The organism is Ectopseudomonas khazarica, from assembly GCF_017915135.1.
GTDB classification, from domain to species: Bacteria; Pseudomonadota; Gammaproteobacteria; order Pseudomonadales; family Pseudomonadaceae; genus Aquipseudomonas; species Aquipseudomonas khazarica.
On the sequence record NZ_CP068551.1, the window covers coordinates 874,250 to 896,696 of the forward strand.

Genomic DNA, 22,447 nt, shown 5'->3' on the forward strand with positions numbered 1-22,447 from the left:
CGGGTGGCGCGTTGAATTGGGGGGCGAGAGAGGCGATATGACCGAAGTCGAAGAGAAGAAGCCGCTGTGGCAGCGCCTGGGCTGGCTGGTGCTGATCTGGGCCTGCAGCGTCACCGCCCTCGGTGTGGTGGCCTGGCTGCTGCGCCTGTTCATGAGTGCGGCGGGGTTGGGCACGCCGGGCTGAGATGCAGGCGCCTGCGGTCGGCTCAGTGCCGATACATTTGAAAATCATTTTCATGTGTAATACTTTCCGGCCTTTCCCGGTGCCGAGCCTTCTCCGTGTCCCCGCCTCGCGATCCATCCTCTTCGGAAGAGTTGTTCCGGCGTCACTCCGGGGAGCTGTTGCGCTTCTTCGTTCGCCAGACGCGCTGCAGCGAACTGGCCGCTGATCTGCGCCAGGAAACCTGGCTGCGCCTGCAGGGGCGGCGCGCCGAGGAGATCGGCAACGTGCGCGCCTTTCTCTATCGGGTCGCGCGTAATCTGCTGATCGATCACCATCGCCAGCAACTGGTCCGCCCGCAATGGGCGCCTATCGACGAGACGCTGGAAAGCGACGTGCCCGAGCCTGAGCGGGCGACCGAGGACAGCCGGCGCCTGGCCCGTCTGCAAGGCCTCATGCAGGAGCTGCCCGAGCATCTGCGCCAGGCGCTGCTGTGGAATCGCCTCGACGGGCTGACCCAGCGCGAGATCGGCGAGCGCCTTGGCGTCTCGGAAAGCATGGCCGGGCGCTATATCCTCAAGGCTCTCGAGTACTGCCAGGAACGCATGGATGAATCGCCTTGACTGATCAGGATCTGCGGCGCCAGGCCCGTGAGTGGCTGGTGCTGCTCAACTCCGGCAACGCCAGCGAGGCCGAGTGCGCCGCTGCCGAACGCTGGCGCCGGGCCAGCCCACGGCATGCCGCTGCCCTGGCCGAGGTGGAGCGGCTGTGGGCACTGCTGGGCCAGGTCGAGCGAGCGCCTGCTGTGTCACCGTCTGTGCCGCGCCGCACCCGACGCTGGTCCGTGCCGTTGGCCACGGCGGCCTGTCTGTTGCTGGCGTTCTGGCTGGCCCCCCCTGGCTGGCATGCGGATGTGCGCAGCGCCGCAGGAGAGATCCGCAGCGTGCAGCTCAGCGACGGCTCGCAGTTGCAACTCAACGGCGCCACGGCGCTGGACTGGGATGCCGATGCGGGTGGTCTGCGGCATGTGCGGATGTATCGCGGTCAGGCCGATTTTCACGTCGCAGCCGATGCCCGGCACCCCTTCGTGATCGATGCCGGCCAGGCGCACATCCGTGTGACCGGAACACGCTTCGACGTCAACATGCTCGATGATCAGGTGCTGCTGGCCGTCACCGAAGGCCAGGTGCAGGTTCGCGATGAGCAGGGTCACGAGAGGGCGGTGCAGGCCGGTGAACAGATTGCCTGGCAGGCCGGGAGGTTGCAGGTGGTGCAGGCGCTGGATGCTGCCCGCTCGCTGGCCTGGCAACGCGGGCGTCTGGTGTTTCGTGATCGGCCACTGAGCGAGGTGTTCAGCGAGCTGTCGCGGCAGCGGGCGCAGCGCGTGCTGTTTCTCGACGACAAGGCACGTGAGCTGAAGGTCACCGGGGTATTCGCCCTGCACGAGCCACAGGCGGTGCTGCGCGCCATCGAAACGACCCTGCCGGTGAAGCTGACCCGTTTGCCTGGTGTGCTGCTGGTGTCGTCCGACGACTGATCGAGATCGTCCGGTCGCGACTGAAGCCCCGGCCACGGGGCTGGACCCGATCCCCGGATTTCATCCGGGCTACACACAGGGCGGACAGTGCTTTCCTGTCCACCGTGGTCTCGATGCTGGTGCCTTTGCCCCGGATCTTTTGCAAAAAAATCACGGCACCGGTTCAGGAATGCCTGACAGCTTCGTCTTCTGCTCTTGCAAATGCGACTTCTTCGCATAAAAGACAGCAGAACACAGGACATCCGCATGCGTTCGATTCCCTTCCTCCCGAGCTTGATCGCGCTTTCTCTCGGCTTCGCCACCATCCAGGCCCAGGCTGTGGAACTGGACATTCCAGCCCAGGCGCTGGATTCGGCGCTGACTGATTTTGCCGAGCAGGCCGGCGTGCGCCTGCTATACGACGCCAGCCTGACCCGCGAGGTGGCGACGAGCGTGGCGCTCAAGGGCGATTACCCGGTCGACGAGGGGCTGCAGCGTCTGCTGCGCGGCAGCGGCCTGAGCTTCAAGGTGGGCGCTGACGGCACCGTCACCCTGGTGCCCGCGGCACAGGGCGCGGATGTGCTGGAGCTGGATGCCGCCACGGTCAGTGCGCAGCTCGCTGCGCGTGCTGACTTGCCGAGCACCTACGCCGGTGGTCAGGTGGCGCGTGGCGGCAATCTCGGGCTGCTGGGTAACCAGGACATGCAGGACACGCCGTTCGCCTTTGTCAGCTACACCTCCGAGCTGATCGAGACGCGCCAGGCGCAGACCCTGGCCGACGTGCTGGCCAGCGACCCGGGCGTGCGCCAGTCCTACGGTTTCGGCAACTTCTCCCAGGTCTTCGTCGTACGTGGCTTCCAGCTGTACAGCGACGACATCGCCTTCAACGGCCTGTACGGCATCCTACCGCGGCAGATCATCTCCACCGAATCGGTCGAGCGCGTCGAGGTGTTCAAGGGCGCCAACGCCTTCATCAACGGCGTGGCGCCGGGTGGCAGTGGCGTGGGCGGGGCGATCAACGTGGTCTCCAAACGCGCCGAGGACACCCCGACCCGCCGCTTCACCCTGGATTACGCCAACGCCAGCCGGGTCGGCGGGCACCTCGATCTGGGCCGTCGTTTCGGTGAGGACAAGCGCTTCGGTGTGCGCCTGAACCTGGCCCAGCGCGAGGGCGAGAGTGGTATCGATCACGAGCAGTCGCGCTTCAGTCTGGCCACGCTGGGCCTGGATTATCGCGGCGAGCGCCTGCGCCTGGCGGCCGACCTCGGCTATCAGAAGCAGCGCGTCAATCAGGGGCGTTCGGTGGTGTACCTGACCACCACCTCCAACAGCAGCGTCACCAGTACCCTCAACGGCAAGGTGCCGTCCGCGCCGGACTCCAGGCACAACTACGCGCAGCCCTGGAGCTGGTCGCAGCTGGAGGACAGCTACGCCATGTTCAGCGCCGAGTACGACCTGTCGCCGTCGTGGACCGCCTACCTGATCGGTGGCGGCAAGTACACGCGGGAGAACGGCGTGTACGCCTCCAACTATGTGTACGGCGCTGATGGCGCCGCGCGTATCGGCCGCCTCTATTCGCCGCTGGACCAGGAAACCCTGAGCCTGGCCACGGGGCTGCGTGGCGAGCTGCTGAGCGGGCCGGTCAGCCACAGGATCAACCTGGCGGCCAACGGCATCTGGCAGGAAAAGCGCAACGCCTTCGAGTCGACCAGTGCGAGCAATCGTGTCACGGGCAATCTGTACGACGGTTCGCCCGTGGCCGTGCCGACGGCCAATGCGCCATCCGGTGACCTGCACGACCCGGATACCACCGCCAAGGTGCAGAACAGGAGTCTGGCGCTGTCCGATACCCTGGGTTTCATCGACGATCGTGTGCTGCTGACCCTGGGCCTGCGCCGCCAGAGCATCGGTGCCGATGCCTGGAGTGCAGCCAGTGGTGCGCGCACCTCCAACTATCAGGACAGCATCACCACGCCGGCCTATGGCCTGGTGTTCAAGGCCACCGACTACCTTTCCCTCTATGCCAACCGCGTGGAGTCGCTGCAGCAAGGGCCGACCGCACCCAGTGCGGCGAACAACCGAGGCCAGATGTTCGCGCCTTACCGCTCCAGGCAGACCGAGGCAGGGGCGAAGCTCGACTGGGGCCGCTTCGGCGGCAACCTCAGTGTTTTCCGTATCGAGCAGCCGCAAGGCGTGATCGACGGCAATGGCAACTATGGGGTGGATGCCGAGCAGCGTAACCGTGGCGTCGAGCTGAGCCTGTTCGGTGAGCCCGTGCGTGGCCTGCGTCTGCTTGGCGGCGTGACCTGGACGGAGGCCGAGCTGCGCGGCACGGCAGGTGGCGACAACGATGGCAACCAGGCAGTCGGCGTACCCGAATTCCAGTTCAATGTCGGTGCCGACTGGGATGTGCCGGGCGTGCCGGGGCTGAGTTTCAATGGCTTGCTGCTGCGCACCGGAGGCCAGTATGTCGACGCTGCCAACGACTACAGCATTCCTGCCTGGACGCGTGTCGACCTGGGCGCACGCTACAAGACCCGGCTGGACGACCGCGCGCTGATGCTCAACGCTGTGGTGGAGAACGTCGCCGACGAGAACTACTGGGCTTCGGCCAATGGCGGCTACCTGACGCAGGGAGCGCCACGGACCTTCAAGGTCTCGGCCACGGTCGATTTCTGAGGCTCGCTTCGCGCCCGCTGCCAGCACGCGCCGGCAGTTGCTCATGGCGGGCGCTTGTTCCCATACTGCCAGCCTCTACCGATTCTTCCGGGAGGCCCGATGTTCGCCCTCAGCGACACCCTGCAACGGCGCTTTGCCGCGCTGAAATCCACGGCTGACTTCTGGGCGCTGCGTCATGTCCAGGAAGGCCGGGAGTCCTACTGGGTACGCCGACGCGTGGCGCAGGCACCGTCATTCTCGCTGGACGGCGGCGCCATGCTCACGGTGCGCATCGCGGGCGTCGAGGCCTATGCGGCGACCAGCGACATCAGCCAGTGCGGCCTGCAGGACGCGCTGGAGCGGGCCGAGACGATTGCCCGTGCCCTGGCCGGCCAGCACTTGCTGGACGTGCAGGCGCAGCCGGTGCCGCAGGCGCGGGCCGATGACGTCATGCCGGGCTACGCACAGTCGCAGGCGCAACCGGCGCACTGGTTCGACTGGCTGCTCAGCGAGGCAGCGGGCATCCCGCAGGACAGCCGGCTGGTGGACAGCCACCTGGGCCTGGTCTTCACCGATCACCAGCAGATCTACCTCAACAGTGCAGGGGCCTGTCTGCGCCGTGCTCAGCGCTACGTGTTCCCGCAGGTGGGCGTGACCGCCAGCGACGGCAACGACAGCCAGAGCCGCAGCTTCGGCGGGACCCACCTGGCGCGCCAGGGTGGCGCCGAGGTGCTCGGGCAACTGGGGGTGCCCGGCAGCGCGTCGCGTATCGCCGACGAGGCGCTGCAATTGCTGCTGGCACCGAACACGCCCAGCGGTGCGCGCGACCTGTTGCTGCTGCCGGACCAGATGATCCTGCAGATCCATGAATCCATCGGCCATCCGCTGGAACTGGACCGCATCCTCGGCGACGAGCGCAACTTCGCCGGCACCAGCTTCATCCGCCGGGAGGACTTCGGTCACTACCGCTACGGTTCGCCGCTGCTCAATGTCAGCTTCGCTCCGGACGTCCCCGGCGAGCTGGCCAGCTACGGCTTCGATGATGACGGCACGCCCACCAGGCGCGAGCTGCTGATCCGCGACGGCATTCTCCAGCGCCCCCTCGGCGGCGCGCTGTCGCAGTGGCGCAGTGGTCTGCCGGGCGTCGCCAACAGCCGTGCCTGCAGCTGGAACCGTCCGCCGATCGATCGCATGGCCAATCTCAATCTGGAGCCGGGCGACAAGTGCCTGGACGCGCTGATCGGTGGCATCGAGCAGGGCATCCTGATGAGCAACAACCGCTCCTGGTCCATCGACGACGCGCGCAACAAGTTCCAGTTCGGCTGCGAGTGGGGCCAGCTGATCGAGAACGGTGAGCTCAAGGGCGTGGTGAAGAACCCCAACTATCGCGGCATCAGCGCGCAGTTCTGGCGCAACCTGCGGGCGGTGGGCGATGCCAGCACCTTCGAGGTGCTGGGCACGCCCTACTGTGGCAAGGGCGAGCCCAATCAGGTGATTCGCGTCGGCCATGCCTCGCCGGCCTGCGTATTCGCTGACATCGATGTGTTCGGAGGGGCGGCCTGATGCGCGCGCGTGAGCATTTCAACGGGCTGCTCGCCTTCCTGCAGGAGCAGCTGGCCGGCGAAGAAGGCTTCACCCTTGGCTACAACGCCGAGGATTCGGCCTTCATTCGTTTCAATCAGGGCCGTGTGCGCCAGGCCGGTACGGTACGCCAGGTGTACGTCACCCTGGCGCTGTACCGGGGCCTGCGCCATGCCGAGAGCAAGCTGGCGCTCAGTGGCGAGCGGGAGGCCGACTTGCCGTTGCTGCAGCAGGCTGTGCAGCAGTTGCGCGCCATCCTGCCGGGCCTGCCTGACGATCCGTATCTGCGCCTGAATCGCGAGGCCTGGCGCAGCGAATCGAGCGATGCGGTCGCGCCGCAGGATGCCGCCGCCATGGCCGTGCAGATCAGCGAGCTGGCGCAGGGTCTGGACCTGGTCGGCTTTCTCGCCGCCGGGCCGCAGTATCAGGGCTTCGCCAGCTCCTGGGGGGCCTTTGGCTGGCACGTGGCAAGCAGCTTCAATCTCGAGTTCAGTCTGTTCCACGGCAACGCGCAGGCGGTGAAAAGCACCTACGCCGGCGAGCGCTGGGATGCCGAGGTCTTCGCCTGCAAGCTGCATGGCGCGCGCCAGCAACTGGCCTACCTCGGGCGACCGCTGCGGGCGCTGGCGCCGGGGGACTATCGCGCCTACCTGAGCCCGGCGGCGCTGGAGGAGCTGTTCGGCCTGTTCTGCTGGGGCTTCGGTGCGCAGGCGCTGGCCTCAGGCGGCAGCCCGCTGCAGCGCCTGTTCAGCGGCAAGGCCGCGCTCAGCCCCTTGTTGAGCATGGATGAGCGTATCGAGGGCGGCCTGGCGCCGGCGTTCACCCGCGAAGGGCCGCGGCAGGCCGTGACGCTGATCCGTGCCGGGCAGCCTGGCGAGCGCCTGGTCAGCTCGCGCAGCGCCGCCGAATACGGCCTGACCGCCAACGGCGCGTGCAGCGGCGAATACCCCTTGTCGCTGCGCGTGCACGGCGGCGAACTGGAGGAAGGCGAGGTACTGGCGCGCCTGGGTAGCGGTCTGTACATCGGCAACCTGTGGTACTGCAACTTCTCCGACCTGCCGGCCGGGCGCCTGACCGGCATGACCCGCTTCGCCACCTTCTGGGTCGAGGACGGCGAGATCCAGGCCCCGGTCAGTACCATGCGCTTCGACGATTCGCTGTTCAGCTTCTTCGGCGAGCATCTGGAGGCGCTGAGTCGAACGCCCGAGCTGCTGCTCCCCGGAGGTACCTACGGCGCCCGCCAGACTGGCTCCATGGCGCTGCCCGGTGCCTTGCTGTCGCGCTTCACCCTGACGTTGTAGAGCTTGCGCGTGCCCCGGATTGCATCCGGGCTACGGAGAGCGTCGGGGCTGCGCGGCGCTTACTTGCTGGCCTTGAGCACGACGAACTTCGGCGTGGCCGCGACCTGCTCGACGCCACGGAACAGGCGCTTGAGCTTGGCGTGATAGCCGAGATGACGGTTGCCGACGATCCACAGCTCGCCGCCCGTTACCAGCGCGGCGCGGGCCTGCTGGAACATGCGCCAGGCGAGGAAGTCGCCGACCACCTGCTGCTGATGGAAGGGCGGGTTGCACAGCACCAGGTCCAGCGAGTCGGCCGGCTGCTCGGCCAGGCCGTCGCCCGCACGGATGGTCGCCGGCCGGTCCCCCAGCGCCGCGCGCCAGTTTTCCTGCGCCGATTGCACGGCCATGTACGACTCGTCCACCAGCGTCAGTTCGGCCTGCGGATTGTTCAGGGCATAGGCGATGCCGAGCACGCCGTTGCCGCAACCGAGATCGGCCACCCGGCGCGCATCGAGGTGCTGCGGCAGGTGCGGGAGGAACGCCCGGGTGCCGATATCCAGGCCTTCGCGGCAGAACAGGTTGGCGTGGTTGACCAGCTCCAGCGCGGGGGTGTCCAGGCGGTAGCGCGTCGGGTAGGGCGAGCTCGCTGCGCCTTTGCCGGCGACGCTCACCTGCAGCAGGCGCGCCTTCTTCACCGCCAGTGAGGCCTGCACTGGGCCCAGGTATTTCTCCAGCAGATCGCCAGCGGCACGTGGCAGGTGCTTGACCATGGCGCCGGCGACCACCCGCGCGCCGGGGGCCAGCTGACCATGCAGGCGAATCAGCTGTTCCTCGAGCAGGGCCAGGGTCTTGGGCACGCGGATCAGCACCCAGTCGAACGGGCCTTGCGCACTGGCGCTGGCCGGAACGAAGCTCACCGCGTCCGCACTGAGGCCATTGCTGGCGAGGTTCCTGCTCAGGGCGAGAAAGCCCAGGTGCGAGTCGCTGCTGCTGGTCACCTGGCAGTGGCTCGCCAGCGAGCAGGCCAGGGCGCCGAAGCTGTCGTTGAGCAGCAGCACCCGGGTGTCTGCCTGGACGCCCTGCTCATGCAGATGATTGAGCAGGTACTCGTCGGCGGCGTCGCAGGCTTGCAGCGGCTCGTTCGGCTGGTGCGGCTGGCGCAGCAGGTCGAGGCTGGCGAAGGGGGTATCGAGAGTAGGCATGCAAACCTTCGGTGTTTGTCGTCGGCCGATTGCGCCAGACTGGGCGGGTATTCGATGAGGAGGCGATTATGACCGTCAGCGAAGACAAGTTCACCCGTCAGACACTGCTGGACGTGCAGGGCCTGACACCGAGTCTGTTTACCCTGCGCACCACGCGCGCTGCCGGCTTTCGCTTTCGCGCCGGGCAGTTCGTGCGTCTCGGCGTGGAGAAGGCCGATGGCACGCAGGTCTGGCGCGCCTACTCGCTGGTGTCCGCGCCACACGACGAGTTCCTCGATTTCTTCTCCATCGTGGTGCCGGGGGGCGAGTTCACCAGCGAACTGAGCCGTCTGCGCGCTGGCGACAGCCTGCTGGTGGAACGACAAGCCACCGGCTACCTGACGCTGGACCGTTTCGTCGACGGCCGCGACCTGTGGCTGCTGGGCAGCGGCACCGGCATCGCGCCGTTCCTGTCGATTCTCCAGGACTTCGAGGTGTGGCAGCGTTTCGAACGCATCGTGCTGGTGTACAGCACGCGCACCCGCGCCGAACTGGCCTACCAGTCGATGATCACGGGGTTTGCCGGTCTGGAGCACCTGGCCGAGTTCGCACACAAGCTCACCTACCTGCCGGTGGTGACACGCGAGCCGGCGGCGGGCTGTCTGGGAGCGCGCATCACCGAACTGCTCGACAACGGTGAACTGGAGCGTGCGGCGGGCTTGCAGCTGACGCCCGAGGACTCGCGGGTGATGATCTGCGGCAACCCGCAGATGATCGACGATATCCGCCAGCGCCTGAAGGCCCGTGGCCTGAACCTGAGCCTGACCCGGCGTCCGGGTCAGGTGGCGGTGGAGAACTACTGGTGATCAGTCCTCTGCGCGGATCGCCTTGATGCGATGCTCCCAGCGGCGCTTGGCGAAGCGGCGCATGTTGGGGATGTCGTCGGTCTCGTCAAGGATCGGCTTGCCGATGATGGTTTCCATGATGTCTTCCAGCGTCACCAGGCCGCGCCAGCTGCCGAACTCGTCGTACACCAGGCACATGTGCTGACGCTCCTGCATCAGTTGGGTCATCAGGTTCTCGGCGTTCATGCTTTCCGGCACCACCTTCAGCGGTTTCATGATGCTGGTCAGCGCGGCCGAATCATCTTCGGCGGTCAGGGCGTCGTAGCGGAATACCACGCCCAGCGGCGACTCGTCCTCGCCGATCACCGGGTAACGGGAGAACTGGCTCAACCGGGCGCGGGCCTTGAACGCGGCGATGGACTCATCCGGCGCGGCCGATTCGCAGACGATGCGCGGGGTCATGATGTCGCGCAGGCGAATCTCGTGCAGGTCGAGAATATTGCCGATCACGCGCTGCTCGTCCTCGTCGAGCGAGCCGACTTCGCGGCCGAGCAGGGTCAGGGCCTTGATCTCCTGGCGCACGTCATGCTCCGGCTCCTTGCCGCCGAACAGGCGCATGATCAGGTCGGACATGAAGATGAACGGCTTGAGCAGCAGGATCATCGCCTGCAGCAGACCGGGCAGGAAGGGCGCGAAGGTACGCCAGTAGCGCGCACCGATGGTCTTCGGCAGGATTTCCGAGAGCACCAGGATCAGCAGGGTCATGATCGCCGAGGCGGCACCCAGGTAGCCATCGCCGAAGACAATGGTCACCTGCGCACCGACGCCCGTGGCGCCGACCGTGTGGGCAACGGTGTTCAGCGTGAGAATGGCCGCCAGCGGCTGGTCGATCTTGTCCTTGAGCGCCTTCAGGCGTTCATACAGGCGCGGTCGTTCGAGCTTCTGCTGAGCGATGTAGCTGGGTGTGAGGGAGAGCAGCGCGGCTTCGAGGATGGAACAGATGAACGAAACCAGGATGGAGAGGACAGCGAACGCTATCAGGAGTGTCATGTAGGGGTGTTGGTAACCAAGGGCCTGCCAATTTAACGGAAAACAGGCTGCGCAATGCGCGCAAGCTGCAACATTTCATTTCCTCTCGATACCTGCTGCGCTCGTGTGGCGGGGCTACGCCTGGCGCAGCTTCGACTAGGCTGAATAGGACGATCTCCGGGAGGGTCCTCCATGCCGCTTGAACATCACCCGCTCAACCGAGAATTTCCGCAGCAGCACGATGCGTTGCGCAAGCTGATGCAGAGCGACGCGCGCTTCGCCAGGCTGGCGGAGGAGTACGAGGCACTGGACAAGCGCATCTACGAGATAGAGGACGGCCGTTCGGTCGCCGATGATCTGATGCTGCAGGGGCTCAAGCTGCAGCGCGTCGGCCTCAAGGACGAGATCGCGGACCTGCTGCACGGGGCTACCTGATGGGGGCTTGATCAGGGTCAAGGGTGGGGCGACGGCGGCGGGCTAGGCTGCGATCAACACCTTAGCCAGGAGCTGCACCATGCACGTCGATCATCACCCTCTGATCCATGATTTCCCCGAGCACCGCGACGCCCTGCAGCGCCTGCGCCAGGGCGATGCGCTCTTCGCCAGGCAGGCCGAGGAGTACGAGGTGCTGGACAAGCGCATCTGCCGGATCGAAGACGGCATCGAGTTGCTCGACGACGTCTCCCTGCAGGCGCTCAAGCTCAACCGCGTCGCGCTCAAGGATGAACTGGCTCGGCAGCTCAAGCGTGCCAGCGGGCAGTGCTGCGGTTGCGGTAACGGCTGCAAGGACTGAGCCCCGGCCCAGGCCTCAATGCACCGGCGGGTTGATCAGGTAGGTGAGCAGCCCGTCCGCTTCATCCTCCGTCCAGATCGCCCGCGCGGGTCTGGGCCACTCGCTCAGCAGCCGTTGCCAGAAGGCCCGGGCCAGTTTGTCCTGGCAGTAGTAGCGCAGCAGCCAGGGCTGGCCATCGCCCATCAGCTGCTGCACCAGCGCACGGCCGATGCCCTGACGGCGGTACTTCTTCAGAATGAACAGGTCGGCGAACTCCGGGGCGTCGATGCCGGGTAGCTCGCTGCGCTCGATCAGCACGAAGCCGGCGATGAAGCCGTCGGCGAGGACCAGCTGTGCGCTCCAGCCGGCATCCTGCCAGTAGCGTTGCAGGTGCGGCTCGTGGATGTAGAAGCGTCCGTCGGTTTCCACGTCCTCCTGCTCCCAGTCGGAGCTTTCGTAGGCATAGAACTGGTACAGGTTGGCGAGCAGCGGAAGCTGTTCGGCGCTGGTGGGCAGCAGTTCGATCTGCATGAACGTATCCACGTGAAATAGACCTGGTCTGTAAATTTATCCAGTTGTTCGGTATCGTTCCAGCCTTCGTTGAACAGGCAGGACGACTACCCCATGGCCAAGGCAAAACGCATGTACGGCTGCACCGAGTGCGGCGCCACCTTCCCGAAGTGGGCGGGGCAGTGTGGCGAGTGCGGTGCCTGGAATACCCTGGTGGAAACCGTGGTCGAGGGCGCCACGCCCAGTGGGCGCAGTGGCTGGGCGGGAGACAAGGCCAACATCAAGACCCTGGCCGAGGTCAGCGTCGAGGAGATTCCGCGTTTCTCCACCGCCTCCAGTGAGCTGGACCGGGTGCTGGGCGGCGGCCTGGTGGATGGCTCGGTGGTGCTGATCGGCGGTGATCCGGGCATCGGCAAGTCGACCATCCTGCTGCAGACCCTGTGCAATGTCGCCCAGCGCTTCCCGGCCCTGTACGTCACCGGCGAGGAGTCGCAGCAGCAGGTGGCCATGCGCGCCCGGCGCCTGGACCTGCCGCAGGACAAGCTCAAGGTGATGACCGAGACCTGCATCGAGTCGATCATCGCCACCGCCCGTCAGGAAAAACCCAAGGTCATGGTGATCGACTCGATCCAGACCATCTTCACCGAGCAGCTGCAGTCCGCGCCGGGCGGCGTCGCCCAGGTACGCGAGAGCGCGGCGCTGCTGGTGCGCTTCGCCAAGCAGAGCGGCACGGCGATCTTCCTGGTCGGCCACGTCACCAAGGAAGGCGCGCTGGCCGGCCCGCGGGTGCTGGAGCACATGGTCGATACGGTGTTGTATTTCGAGGGCGAGTCCGACGGGCGCCTGCGCCTGCTGCGCGCGGTGAAGAACCGCTTCGGCGCGGTGAATGAACTGGGCGTGTTCGGCATGACCGACAAGGGCCTAAAGGAAGTCTCCAACCCCTCGGCGATCTTCCTCACCCGTGCCCAGGAGGCGGTGCCCGGTAGCGTGGTGATGGCCACCTGGGAGGGCTCGCGGCCGATGCTGGTGGAGGTGCAGGCGCTGGTCGACACCAGCCACCTGGGCAACCCGCGCCGTGTCACCCTGGGCCTGGACCAGAATCGCCTGGCGATGCTCCTGGCCGTGCTGCATCGCCATGGTGGCATCCCTACCTACGACCAGGACGTGTTCCTCAACGTGGTCGGCGGGGTGAAGGTGCTGGAAACGGCGTCGGATCTGGCGCTGATGGCGGCGGTCATCTCCAGCCTGCGCAACCGCCCGCTGCAGCATGACCTGCTGGTGTTCGGCGAGATCGGCCTGTCCGGCGAGATCCGCCCGGTGCCCAGTGGCCAGGAGCGCCTCAAGGAAGCGGCCAAGCATGGCTTCAAGCGCGCCATCGTGCCCAAGGGCAATGCGCCGAAGGAAGCACCGGCAGGATTGCAGATCATCGCGGTGACGCGCCTGGAGCAGGCGCTGGATGCGTTGTTCGAGTAGCTTCGGGGCTGCGGCGTTCTGCCGCGAGGGGGCTCCGGGCAGAATTGATCGGGATCAATAGGTAGCAGGCTATCTACGCGCAGCATGAAGGTGTATCCAACGAAGGAGACACCCTCATGTTCCTGTTCTTCGATTTCTTTTCCCGTGCTTTCAACTTCGACGCCAAGGCTGTCGAGTCGCGCGATGCTCGCCGCGAGGCGCAGCGTCTCCAGGCGCGTCGTCAGCGCCGCGAGCAGGCCGAGGCTGCCTGCCTGCGTCACTGATCGGCTCAGTCGTCTTCGCCCAGTGCCGCCAGTTCGCGCTCCAGCAGCTCTTCATCGCCAAGGTTGAGTTCGACCAGGCGGCGCAGGTGGCTGATGGATTCGAGGTCGATATGGCGGCAGACGAAGCCGAGGTAGTGGGGCTGCGTCCGGGTCAGCACCACCTCCATCTTCACCCGGGCTTCGCCGCCCAGTTCCACCAGCGCCTCGAACGGTTGATCCGGGTCACCGCTCCAATCGCGTGGCGTCCTGATCAGCAGGCCTTTGAGTGAGATGTCGTGTAGCGCTGCCTTCCATTGCCGCTCACCCTGGGCGATTACGGTGGGAGCGTCGAAGGCGATGCGCTGGAAGCGCCGACGCTCATTGGCTGGTTCACTCATGCCCATGCTCCTGAGGTGTTTACATCACTATAGTCAAGGCTGTTGGTCGTGTGATGTGCGCCACGTCGTGGCTCACGACAGATACACATCAGTTTGACAGGTGGGCAAGTGTCGCCAAAGCTCCTTATGCGGTTTTTACTACTCGATATTGCGGAGCGATAGATATGAGCAAGCGACTGCTGGGCAAGGGTTTGGTCTTTGGCCTGTTGAGTATGGCCAGTGTTGGCGCGTTCGCCGACGCAGCCGGTGGCAACGGCTGCGGCTGGGGCAACATGCTGTTCGAAGGGCAGCGTGGCATGGCGCCGCACTTCCTGGCTACCACCACCAACGGCACCTCGGGCAATGCCACCTTTGGCATGACCTCCGGCACCAACGGCTGCGACACCAGCGGTGCGCTGGGCTACAACGGTCGCTCCATGCTGGCGATGAACGGCATGCTCGACTCCATCGCCGAAGACATGGCGGTCGGCGAGGGCGAGGCGCTGGATGCCTACGCCACCCTGCTGGGTGTGGAGGCCAAGGACCGTGCACACTTCGCCAAGGTCACCCACGACAATTTCGGCAGCATCTTCAGCCAGGCCGACGCCACCAGCGAGCAGGTACTGGCCGCCACCCTCGATGTGATGAGTCGCGACGCCCAGCTGGCGCGCTATGTGAAACAACCGGCCTGACGTGCTGCGTCGGATCCCAGGCAAAAAGAAGCCCGCCGATCGGCGGGCTTCTTCATTTCAGGCTGAGCCTCAGTTGCCGTAGACCGGGAAGCGGGCGCACAGGGCCTTGACCTGCTCGCGCACGCGGCCTTCGACGTCATCGTTGCCGATGTTGGCCAGCACTTCACAGATCCAGCCTGCCAGCTGGCGGCACTCGTCTTCCTTGAAGCCGCGAGTGGTCACGGCCGGGGTGCCGATACGCAGGCCGGAGGTGACGAACGGCGAGCGCGGGTCGTTCGGTACGCTGTTCTTGTTCACGGTGATGTAGGCGCGGCCCAGGGCGGCATCCGCGTCCTTGCCGGTGATGTCCTGCTTGATCAGCGACAGCAGGAACAGGTGGTTCTCGGTGCCGCCGGAAACCACGTCGTAGCCGTTTTCGATGAACACCTGAGCCATGCTCTGGGCGTTCTTGATCACCTGGGCCTGGTAGGCCTTGAACTCGGGCTGCAGTGCTTCCTTGAAGCACACGGCCTTGGCGGCGATGACGTGCTCCAGCGGGCCGCCCTGGCCGCCCGGGAAGACGGCGGAGTTGAACTTCTTCTCCAGCTCTTCGTTCTTGCGCGCCAGGATCAGGCCACCGCGCGGACCGCGCAGGGTCTTGTGGGTGGTGGTGGTGACCACATCGGCGAACGGCACCGGGTTCGGGTACAGGCCGGCGGCGACCAGGCCGGCGACGTGGGCCATGTCGACGAACAGGTAGGCACCGACCTTGTCGGCGATGGCGCGGAAGCGCGGGAAGTCCAGTACCTGCGAGTAGGCGCTGAAGCCGGCGATGATCATCTTCGGCTTGTGCTCGACGGCCAGGCGCTCGACTTCGTCGTAGTCGATCAGGCCCTGGTCGTTGATGCCGTACTGCACGGCGTTGTAGATCTTGCCGGAGAAGCTGACGCTGGCGCCGTGGGTCAGGTGGCCGCCGTGGGCCAGGCTCATGCCCAGCACGGTGTCGCCGGCGTTGAGCAGGGCCATGTACACGGCGCTGTTGGCCTGGCTGCCGGAGTGCGGCTGGACGTTGGCGTAGTCGGCGCCGAACAGTTCCTTGGCACGGTCGATGGCCAGTTGCTCGACCACGTCGACGTACTCGCAGCCACCGTAGTAACGCTTGCCCGGGTAGCCTTCGGCGTACTTGTTGGTCAGCACGCTGCCCTGGGCTTCCATTACTGCCGGGCTGGTGTAGTTTTCCGAGGCGATCAGCTCGATGTGCTCTTCCTGGCGCTGAGCTTCCTGCTCCATCGCGGCAAAGAGTTCGGCGTCAAAACGAGCGAGATTCAAATCACGGCTGAACATGGCAATCCCCTGAAAACCAGTTGGGCGGAAGAAATTAAGGGGCGGATTCTACCGCAAAGGTCGCATTCAGGCATATGAAGGTCGGTCATGAGGCAGACAAGTGGCCCTCATGCGCGTCGCTCAGCTGAGCATGAACAGCTCGGCAGCGTTGAACCGGGCGCTGAACTGCTGGGCCTGCACCGGCCGCCCGAGCAGGTAGCCCTGCACCTCGTCGCAGCCGTGCTCGCGCAGGAAGTCCAGTTGCGCCTGGCTCTCCACGCCTTCGGCAATCACCATCATGTTCAGGCTGTGGGCCATGGCGATGATGGCGCGAGCGATCTGCGCGTCCTGCTCACCCTCCGGCAGGCCGTCGACGAAGCTGCGGTCGATCTTCAGCACGTCGATGGGGAACTGCTTGAGGTAGTTGAGCGAGCTGTAGCCGGTGCCGAAGTCGTCCACCGCGATGCACAGGCCCAGGCGCTTGAGCTCGTGCAGCGTCTGCATGGCGCTGGTCACGTCGTGCATCAGGATGCTCTCGGTCAGCTCGACCTCCAGGCAGGCTGGCGGCAGCCCGGTGCGTTCGATGATGGCGGCGATGCGCGCGCTCAGGTCGCCTTCGGCGAACTGACGGGCGGAGAGGTTGACCGAGACCTTGGGGATGCGGATCTTCTCGTCGTGCCAGGCCCTGAGCTGGCGGCAGGCTTCTTCCAGGACCCATTCGCCGACCTGTACCACCAGCCCGAGTTCTTCCAGCACCGGGATGAAATCGTCCGGCGGTACCAGGCCACGGCTCGGGTGGTTCCAGCGCAGCAGGGCCTCGACGCCGGTCAGGCGGCGGCCGTCGCCGGAGAACTGTGGCTGGTAGTGCAGGACGAACTGGCCCTGTTCCTGGGCATGGCGCAGGTCGCTCTCCAGCTCCAGGCGCTCCAGGGCGCTGGCGTTCATGTCGGCCTGGTAGAACTGGAAGTTGTTCTTGCCACGTTCCTTGGCGTGGTACATGGCGGTGTCGGCGTTCTTCATCAGCTGGCTCAGCTCGTCACCGTCCTGCGGGGCGAGGGCAATGCCGATGCTGGCCGTGACGAAGAACTCGCGTCCTTCGAGCACGAAGGGGCGTGCCAGGCTGGCGAGAATCTGTTCGGCGACATGAATGGCACGGTTCAGGGCACCTTCGCGGCTGGCGCGCGGTTGCAGCAGCAGGGTGAATTCGTCGCCGCCCATGCGCGCGACGGTGTCGTCACCGTCGACGCAGGCCGACAGGCGCACGGCCACGTCCTTGAGCATGCGGTCACCGGCCGCGTGGCCCAGCGAATCGTTGATCGGCTTGAAACGATCGAGGTCGAGGAACATCAGCACCACCCACTCGTCATGCCGTTCGGCATGTTGCAGGGCGCTGTGCAGCCGGTCCTGGAACAGCGTGCGGTTGGGCAGGTGGGTGAGGGCGTCGTAGTAGGCCAGGCGGTGGATACGCTGCTCGCTGGCCTTGCGCTCGCTGATGTCGCTGAAGAAGCACACGTAGCTGACGAGGTCGCCTTCCTCGTCGTGCACCGCGGTGATGCCGACCCAGGCCGGGAAGTTCTCGCCGCCCTTGCGCTTGAGCCAGACCTCGCCTTCCCAGCTGCCGCGCTGGTTGAGCTGGCCGAGGATGTACTGCATGTGCGTCGCCTGCTGGCGATCGGCGGTGAGCATGCCGGGCAACTGGTCGAGCACCTGGCCGGCGGAATAGCCGCTGACCCGGCTGAACGCCTTGTTGACCTGAACGATGTAGCCGGCCGGGTCGGTCACCAGGATCGCGGCGGTGGAGTGCTCGAAGACCGTCGCCGCCATGCGCAGGTCCTTTTCCGCGCGGCGCTGCTGGCTGATGTCGCGGCCCACGCCGAGGATGCCCTCGAAACGGCCGTTCTCGTCCCACATCAGCACCAGGCGCAGCTCCACCGGGATCTTGTGGCCGTCGGCGCGCAGGCAGTCGAACACGAACAGCTGGTCCGGCAGTTCGTCGCGCAGGCGGTTGAGGCGATCGCGTTCGCCGAGTGCATCGCGGATGCGTTCGAGCAGGTGATTGAGGCCGATCAGTTGCTGCGGGTTGGCGGCCATGTTGGCGAAACCGTTGGCCATCACCCAGTTGACGGAGTAGCCCAGCACCGGCTCGACAGAGGGGCTGACGTAGTTCAGCGCCAGGCTGCTGTCGGTGGAGAAGATCACGTCGCTGATGCTTTCCGCCAGCAGGCGATAGCGCTGCTCGCTGTCGCGCAGCGACTGGTTGCGTTCGATCTGTTCGGTGATGTCCTTGGCGACGCCGATCAGGCGGCTTACCCGGCCCCGCTCATCACGCGCCAGGGCCTGCTCGCGGATGCTGAACCAGCGCCACTGGCCGTCGCGGTGGCGCCAGCGCAGCACCGACTCGAGCAGCAGGCCGTCGCCGACCACTTTCTGCAGGTTGCGGATACGCCAGTAGTAGTCGCTGTCGTCCGGGTGCAGCACCTGCTCCCAGAAATCCTCGCGCATGCTGCGCAGCTCGGCCTTGCTGTAGCCGAGTTGCAGGCCGAGGCTGTGGTTGCTGAACAGCACCTGGCGGTTCTGCATGTCATGCACGTAGAGCAGGTCGGGCACCGAACGTACCACCTCGGACCAGAAGCGCTCGCGCTCGATCAGCGACAGCTCGATGCGCTTGCGGCTGGTGATGTCGCTGATGCTCAGCGTCACGGCCTGGTAGTCCTGGATCATCTCCGGCAGGCGCAGGACCAGCCAGACATGGCGCTGCAGGCCCTGCGCAGTGACCAGCTGGGTCTCCAGCTCTACCAGGTTGGGACCTTCGAGCACGGCCACCGCCAGCCGGTAGCGCAGGTCGTCCGGCCTGATCGGGCCGCTGTCGATCAGTTGATGCCAGGCCTGCTCGATGGATTTGACGCCGAGCAGGTTGAGCGCCACCTGATTGGCCTCGGTAATGCGCAGCTGGTCCAGCAGCAGCGTGTGGTGCTGGGCATCGGCTTTCAGCCAGCGCTGGAGGCCGGCGGCATCGCGCAGCTTGTTCTGCAGCAGCAGGCTGCGCAGGCCGGAGAGGTCGAGCACGCAGAGGGCGACCCCGGTGCCGTCGAAGATGTCCTGATAGCGCCTGCGGGTTTCCTGCAGCACGCGCATTGCCTGCTGTTCGTCGGTTACGTCGCGCAGTACCCAGACGTAGCCACCCCTTGGCCCGGCGTTGCCGATGTCGCTGCGGGTCACGGCGAACAGGCGGGCGCTGCCCTGGCGCTCCACCCGGACCAGCTCGGGGCCGGGGTCGCCGGCCAGCTGCGGGCTGTTGAGCAACAACGGATCGAGATCGGGCAGCAGGTCGAGCAGGTGCAGGTCCCAGGCGGCCTCGCTGCTGAGGCCGAACAGCGTCTCGGCCTGCGGGTTGAGGTAGCGCAGCTTGCCATCGGACTGGGTCACGAGAATGCGTTCTTCGACTGCCCCGAGCGCACTGGCGGCGCGATGCAGCGAGCGCCGCGATTCGCTGTTCAGGCGCTGCAGGCGGCGCTGCTCGCGTTGCAGGCCGTACAGGGCGAGGAGCGTCAGCAGCGAGCACAGGACGAACAGCAGGAACTTGCCGGCCAGCGCTGGCATCAGTTCGTTGCTGGCGCGATCGGCATCGAAGAGCGGGCGCAGCTGCCAGTCGCTGCCGGGCAGGGGAATCTGCGCGAGGCTCTGCGCCTGCTCGGCGCCGGTGACCGGTGCGATGCTGCCGGCCGCCTGCTGCAGGTGGTCGGCCCGGTCGATGACGCGCAGGCTCTGTCGGTCCTCGAGCAGCCAGTCGTGTTCGCTCTGGTGTTGCTCGCGCAGCCAGTTCCTCAGCGCCTTGGTGCTCATGCGCAGGACGCGATGGCTACCGTCGGCCTGCCGCAGCAGCAGGTACAGGGCGCCGCCGTCCTGGGCGCTGAAGGCGAAATGGTAGGCGGCCGAAGCGCTGCGCTGCAGCTGGTTGCGAATGAAGCTGCGGTCGTTCGCACTGGCGAAACTGTCGCTGAGCAACTGACCGTTGGCGTCGAACCAGGCCATGCTGCTGAGGGTCGGGAAAATGCTGCGCAGCGTGCCGAGCAGTTCGGCGTCATTGTGCTTGGCGTCCTCCGCGCTGTGCAGCATGGCCTGCCCGGCCTGGGCCTTCAGGCGCATGCTCAGGCTCAGGTGCTTGGCCAGCTGTTCACCGTAGCTGAGGCTGAGCTGCTTCTGGCTGCCGAGCAGTTGCCGATGCTCCTGCACCAGTTGCCAGGCCAGCAGGCCCAGAATCGCCAGCACCAGGACCACCAGCGCACGCCGCAGCGCTTCGCGACGCCTTGGCGCACGCGACTCGCCCGTGGGGGAGTTCGGCTGGGATGAGGGAGTCGACACGTTCTATGAGCCTGCAGCCAGTGCGGGGTTGTATCTGCTATGACAAGCGCGAGCGGGCTTCTGCTCACGTCAGCCGGCTAGAATGCCTGTAAATGTGGCCAAGTGCCAGTTCCGCTCGACGAGCGTAGTTTGCCCTGTCGCCTGCATTGCGGTAGCTTTGCGCCGCGTGCGCGAACTGTCCGCGCCATACTTGGCGTTCCTCTCCGTGGCGGCTAAGGTCTCTGCACGTTGTCAGGCTGCGGAGGTCGCGAAAACGGCCGCAGACGGCAAACGACGGTTGCGCATCGCAGGTTCAGCGTCCCCACGATGTTTTCGCCACGCGTGCCGGGTGCGCCACTTTTTCAGCTCTCATTCTCACCAGTCAGGTTCTCCATGGCTCAGTACGTCTACAGCATGCATCGGGTCAGCAAGGTCGTCCCGCCGAAGCGTGAAATCCTCAAGGACATCTCTCTCTCGTTCTTCCCGGGCGCCAAGATCGGTGTGCTCGGCCTCAACGGCGCCGGCAAGTCGACGCTGCTGCGCATCATGGCGGGCGTCGACACCGAGATCGACGGCGAAGCCCGTCCCATGCCCGGCATCAAGGTCGGTTACCTGCCGCAGGAACCGCAGCTGGACCCGGCCAAGAGCGTGCGCGACATCGTCGAAGAGGCAGTAGGCGAGATCAAACAGGCCCAGGCACGTCTCGACGAGGTGTACGCCGCCTATGCCGAGCCGGATGCCGACTTCGATGCGCTGGCCGCCGAACAGGCCAAGCTGGAAGCCATTCTGCAGGCCGCCGATGGGCATAACCTGGAGCGCCAGCTGGAAGTCGCCGCCGACGCCCTGCGTCTGCCGGCCTGGGACGCCAAGATCGAGCACCTCTCCGGTGGCGAGAAGCGCCGTGTGGCGCTGTGCCGTCTGCTGCTGTCGGCGCCCGACATGCTGCTGCTGGACGAACCGACCAACCACCTGGACGCCGACTCGGTGGCCTGGCTGGAGCGCTTCCTGCACGATTTCCCCGGCACCGTGGTGGCGATCACCCACGACCGTTACTTCCTCGACAACGTCGCCGGCTGGATTCTCGAACTCGACCGTGGCCACGGTATCCCCTACGAGGGCAACTACTCCGGCTGGCTGGAATCGAAGTCCAACCGTCTGGCCCAGGAAGCCAAGGCCGAGGCGTCGCACGCCAAGGCCATGAAGGCTGAACTGGAGTGGGTTCGCCAGGGCGCCAAGGCGCGTCAGTCGAAATCCAAGGCACGTCTGCAGCGTTTCGAGGAAATGCAGTCGCAGGAATTCCAGAAACGCAGCGAGACCAACGAGATCTACATCCCGGCCGGTCCTCGTCTGGGCGACAAGGTCATCGACTTCGTCAATGTGTCGAAGTCGTTCGGCGACCGCGTACTGATCGACGACCTGTCGTTCAGCATTCCGAAAGGCGCCATCGTCGGCGTGATCGGCGGCAACGGTGCCGGTAAGTCGACCCTGCTGCGCATGATCACCGGCAAGGAACAACCGGACTCCGGCCACATCGAGATCGGTGAAACCGTGCAGATCGCCAGCGTCGAGCAGAGCCGCGAGGCGCTCGAAGGCAACAAGACCGTGTGGGAGCAGGTCTCCGACGGCTTCGACATGATCAAGGTGGGCAACTACGAGGTACCGTCGCGTGGTTACGTCGGCCGCTTCAACTTCAAGGGCGCCGACCAGCAGAAGTTCGTCAAGGACCTCTCCGGTGGTGAGCGTGGCCGTCTGCACATGGCCCTGACCCTGAAGCAGGGCGGCAACGTGCTGCTGCTCGACGAACCGTCCAACGACCTCGACGTGGAAACCCTGCGTGCGCTGGAAGACGCGTTGCTGGACTTCCCCGGCGCCGCCATCGTGATTTCCCACGATCGCTGGTTCCTCGACCGCATCGCCACCCACATCCTCTCCTACGAGGACGATGCCAAGGTCAACTTCTTCGAAGGCAACTACACCGAGTTCGAAGCCGATCGCAAGAAGCGCCTGGGCGACGCCGCCGCGCAACCGCACCGCGTGCGTTACAAGAAACTGGCGCAGTAAGCGTCCGGTGGATGAAAAACGGAGCCTGCGGGCTCCGTTTTTCGTTGTGGCGCAGAGGGCGCGGTGGCCATCTGCGCCAGGCGGGCGGGGCTACAGCTTGGCCAGTAGCGCTTCCAGCGCCTTGGCCTGGTCCTCGGCCAGGTCGATGATATGGAAGCCGGCCCAGCAATGCTGGCCGTCGGCACCCGGCCGGCTCCACAGGCAGTCCGCCCCGAGGTGCACTTCCTGCAGGCCATGGGTTTCCGAGGTGCAGACCAGGCGGCACTCCAGTACGGCATCGGCCGTATGCGGGGTGTCGCTGAACAGCATGAAACCGTCCGCGGACAGGTCGACGATACGGCCAAGGCGCTGCCCGCTGTTGAGGTCGAAGACCTCCAGCTGCATCTCGGTGCCATGGCGGCTATGTTGGCGACGCTCTTCCATG

20 protein-coding genes are annotated in these 22,447 nt (G+C 65.8%); 13 read left to right on the plus strand and 7 right to left on the minus strand.

Features of this window, described 5'->3' with window-relative positions; all coding sequences use genetic code 11:
* Positions 1 to 37: 37 nt before the first annotated feature.
* From JLK41_RS03950 to JLK41_RS03975, 6 genes are all read left to right on the plus strand, one after another.
* On the plus strand, positions 38 to 184 hold the full coding sequence (locus tag JLK41_RS03950) for a DUF2474 domain-containing protein (RefSeq protein WP_037046168.1): 147 nt from the start codon (positions 38 to 40) through the stop codon (positions 182 to 184).
* A gap of 95 nt (positions 185 to 279) precedes the next feature.
* Positions 280 to 783: an RNA polymerase sigma factor gene (locus tag JLK41_RS03955; protein ID WP_037046170.1), complete on the plus strand. Its 504-nt coding sequence runs from the start codon at positions 280 to 282 to the stop codon at positions 781 to 783.
* Positions 780 to 1,697, plus strand: coding sequence for a FecR family protein (locus JLK41_RS03960; RefSeq protein ID WP_081876403.1), 918 nt, complete (start codon positions 780 to 782; stop codon positions 1,695 to 1,697). Before JLK41_RS03955 ends, JLK41_RS03960 begins: the two co-directional genes overlap by 4 nt.
* 246 nt (positions 1,698 to 1,943) lie before the next feature.
* Positions 1,944 to 4,355: a TonB-dependent receptor gene (locus tag JLK41_RS03965; RefSeq protein WP_210390419.1), complete on the plus strand. Its 2,412-nt coding sequence runs from the start codon at positions 1,944 to 1,946 to the stop codon at positions 4,353 to 4,355.
* A gap of 99 nt (positions 4,356 to 4,454) precedes the next feature.
* A complete protein-coding gene (locus JLK41_RS03970) occupies positions 4,455 to 5,897 on the plus strand; it encodes a TldD/PmbA family protein (protein ID WP_210390420.1) in 1,443 nt (480 codons plus the stop codon).
* The gene (locus tag JLK41_RS03975; RefSeq protein ID WP_210390421.1) at positions 5,897 to 7,216 is read left to right on the plus strand and encodes a TldD/PmbA family protein; all 1,320 of its coding nucleotides are present in this window, start codon (positions 5,897 to 5,899) and stop codon (positions 7,214 to 7,216) included. The genes JLK41_RS03970 and JLK41_RS03975 overlap by 1 nt, the downstream gene beginning before the upstream one ends.
* Before the next feature lie 59 nt (positions 7,217 to 7,275).
* Here JLK41_RS03975 and JLK41_RS03980 read toward each other — a convergent pair whose 3' ends face one another.
* Positions 7,276 to 8,400, minus strand: a complete 1,125-nt coding sequence (locus JLK41_RS03980; RefSeq protein WP_210390422.1) for a methyltransferase — start codon at positions 8,398 to 8,400, stop codon at positions 7,276 to 7,278.
* A gap of 68 nt (positions 8,401 to 8,468) precedes the next feature.
* Here JLK41_RS03980 and JLK41_RS03985 point away from each other — a divergent pair, with 68 nt between their 5' ends.
* The gene (locus JLK41_RS03985) at positions 8,469 to 9,245 is read left to right on the plus strand and encodes a ferredoxin--NADP reductase (RefSeq protein ID WP_210390423.1); all 777 of its coding nucleotides are present in this window, start codon (positions 8,469 to 8,471) and stop codon (positions 9,243 to 9,245) included.
* Here JLK41_RS03985 and JLK41_RS03990 read toward each other — a convergent pair whose 3' ends face one another.
* Positions 9,246 to 10,274: a CNNM domain-containing protein gene (locus tag JLK41_RS03990; protein WP_037046186.1), complete on the minus strand. Its 1,029-nt coding sequence runs from the start codon at positions 10,272 to 10,274 to the stop codon at positions 9,246 to 9,248.
* Positions 10,275 to 10,445: 171 nt separating this feature from the next.
* On the opposite strand from JLK41_RS03990, the gene JLK41_RS03995 reads away from it, so the two are divergent.
* The gene (locus JLK41_RS03995; protein ID WP_037046189.1) at positions 10,446 to 10,688 is read left to right on the plus strand and encodes an HP1242/YdcH family protein; all 243 of its coding nucleotides are present in this window, start codon (positions 10,446 to 10,448) and stop codon (positions 10,686 to 10,688) included.
* 79 nt (positions 10,689 to 10,767) lie between these two features.
* Positions 10,768 to 11,046 (plus strand): HP1242/YdcH family protein, encoded by a 279-nt coding sequence (locus tag JLK41_RS04000; RefSeq protein ID WP_037046191.1) that lies wholly within the window; start codon positions 10,768 to 10,770, stop codon positions 11,044 to 11,046.
* 15 nt (positions 11,047 to 11,061) lie between these two features.
* On the opposite strand, the gene JLK41_RS04005 is transcribed toward JLK41_RS04000, so the two are convergent.
* Positions 11,062 to 11,556, minus strand: coding sequence for a GNAT family N-acetyltransferase (locus tag JLK41_RS04005; RefSeq protein WP_210390424.1), 495 nt, complete (start codon positions 11,554 to 11,556; stop codon positions 11,062 to 11,064).
* A gap of 93 nt (positions 11,557 to 11,649) precedes the next feature.
* Here JLK41_RS04005 and radA point away from each other — a divergent pair, with 93 nt between their 5' ends.
* Both radA and JLK41_RS04015 read left to right on the plus strand, forming a co-directional pair.
* Positions 11,650 to 13,008 carry a DNA repair protein RadA gene (gene radA, locus JLK41_RS04010; protein ID WP_037046196.1) on the plus strand — a complete coding sequence of 453 codons (1,359 nt, stop codon included), beginning with the start codon at positions 11,650 to 11,652 and terminating at the stop codon, positions 13,006 to 13,008.
* A 116-nt stretch (positions 13,009 to 13,124) separates the two neighbouring features.
* Entirely contained in the window at positions 13,125 to 13,271 is a 147-nt protein-coding gene (locus tag JLK41_RS04015; RefSeq protein ID WP_167494354.1) for a hypothetical protein, read from the plus strand.
* A gap of 5 nt (positions 13,272 to 13,276) precedes the next feature.
* Here the strand turns inward: JLK41_RS04015 and JLK41_RS04020 are convergent, their stop codons facing one another.
* Complete coding sequence (locus JLK41_RS04020; protein WP_037046198.1) at positions 13,277 to 13,648, minus strand: PilZ domain-containing protein; 372 nt, start codon at positions 13,646 to 13,648, stop codon at positions 13,277 to 13,279.
* A gap of 164 nt (positions 13,649 to 13,812) precedes the next feature.
* Here JLK41_RS04020 and JLK41_RS04025 point away from each other — a divergent pair, with 164 nt between their 5' ends.
* Positions 13,813 to 14,319: a DUF3015 domain-containing protein gene (locus JLK41_RS04025; RefSeq protein ID WP_037046200.1), complete on the plus strand. Its 507-nt coding sequence runs from the start codon at positions 13,813 to 13,815 to the stop codon at positions 14,317 to 14,319.
* Positions 14,320 to 14,388: 69 nt separating this feature from the next.
* Here the strand turns inward: JLK41_RS04025 and glyA are convergent, their stop codons facing one another.
* Positions 14,389 to 15,642, minus strand: a complete 1,254-nt coding sequence (gene glyA, locus JLK41_RS04030; RefSeq protein ID WP_134676936.1) for a serine hydroxymethyltransferase — start codon at positions 15,640 to 15,642, stop codon at positions 14,389 to 14,391.
* Between the two features lie 120 nt (positions 15,643 to 15,762).
* The gene (locus JLK41_RS04035; protein ID WP_210390425.1) at positions 15,763 to 19,983 is read right to left on the minus strand and encodes an EAL domain-containing protein; all 4,221 of its coding nucleotides are present in this window, start codon (positions 19,981 to 19,983) and stop codon (positions 15,763 to 15,765) included.
* Between the two features lie 372 nt (positions 19,984 to 20,355).
* Here JLK41_RS04035 and ettA point away from each other — a divergent pair, with 372 nt between their 5' ends.
* Entirely contained in the window at positions 20,356 to 22,023 is a 1,668-nt protein-coding gene (ettA, locus tag JLK41_RS04040) for an energy-dependent translational throttle protein EttA (RefSeq protein ID WP_037046207.1), read from the plus strand.
* Positions 22,024 to 22,113: 90 nt separating this feature from the next.
* Here the strand turns inward: ettA and JLK41_RS04045 are convergent, their stop codons facing one another.
* The gene (locus tag JLK41_RS04045) at positions 22,114 to 22,446 is read right to left on the minus strand and encodes a PilZ domain-containing protein (RefSeq protein ID WP_037046209.1); all 333 of its coding nucleotides are present in this window, start codon (positions 22,444 to 22,446) and stop codon (positions 22,114 to 22,116) included.
* Position 22,447 lies beyond the last annotated feature (1 nt).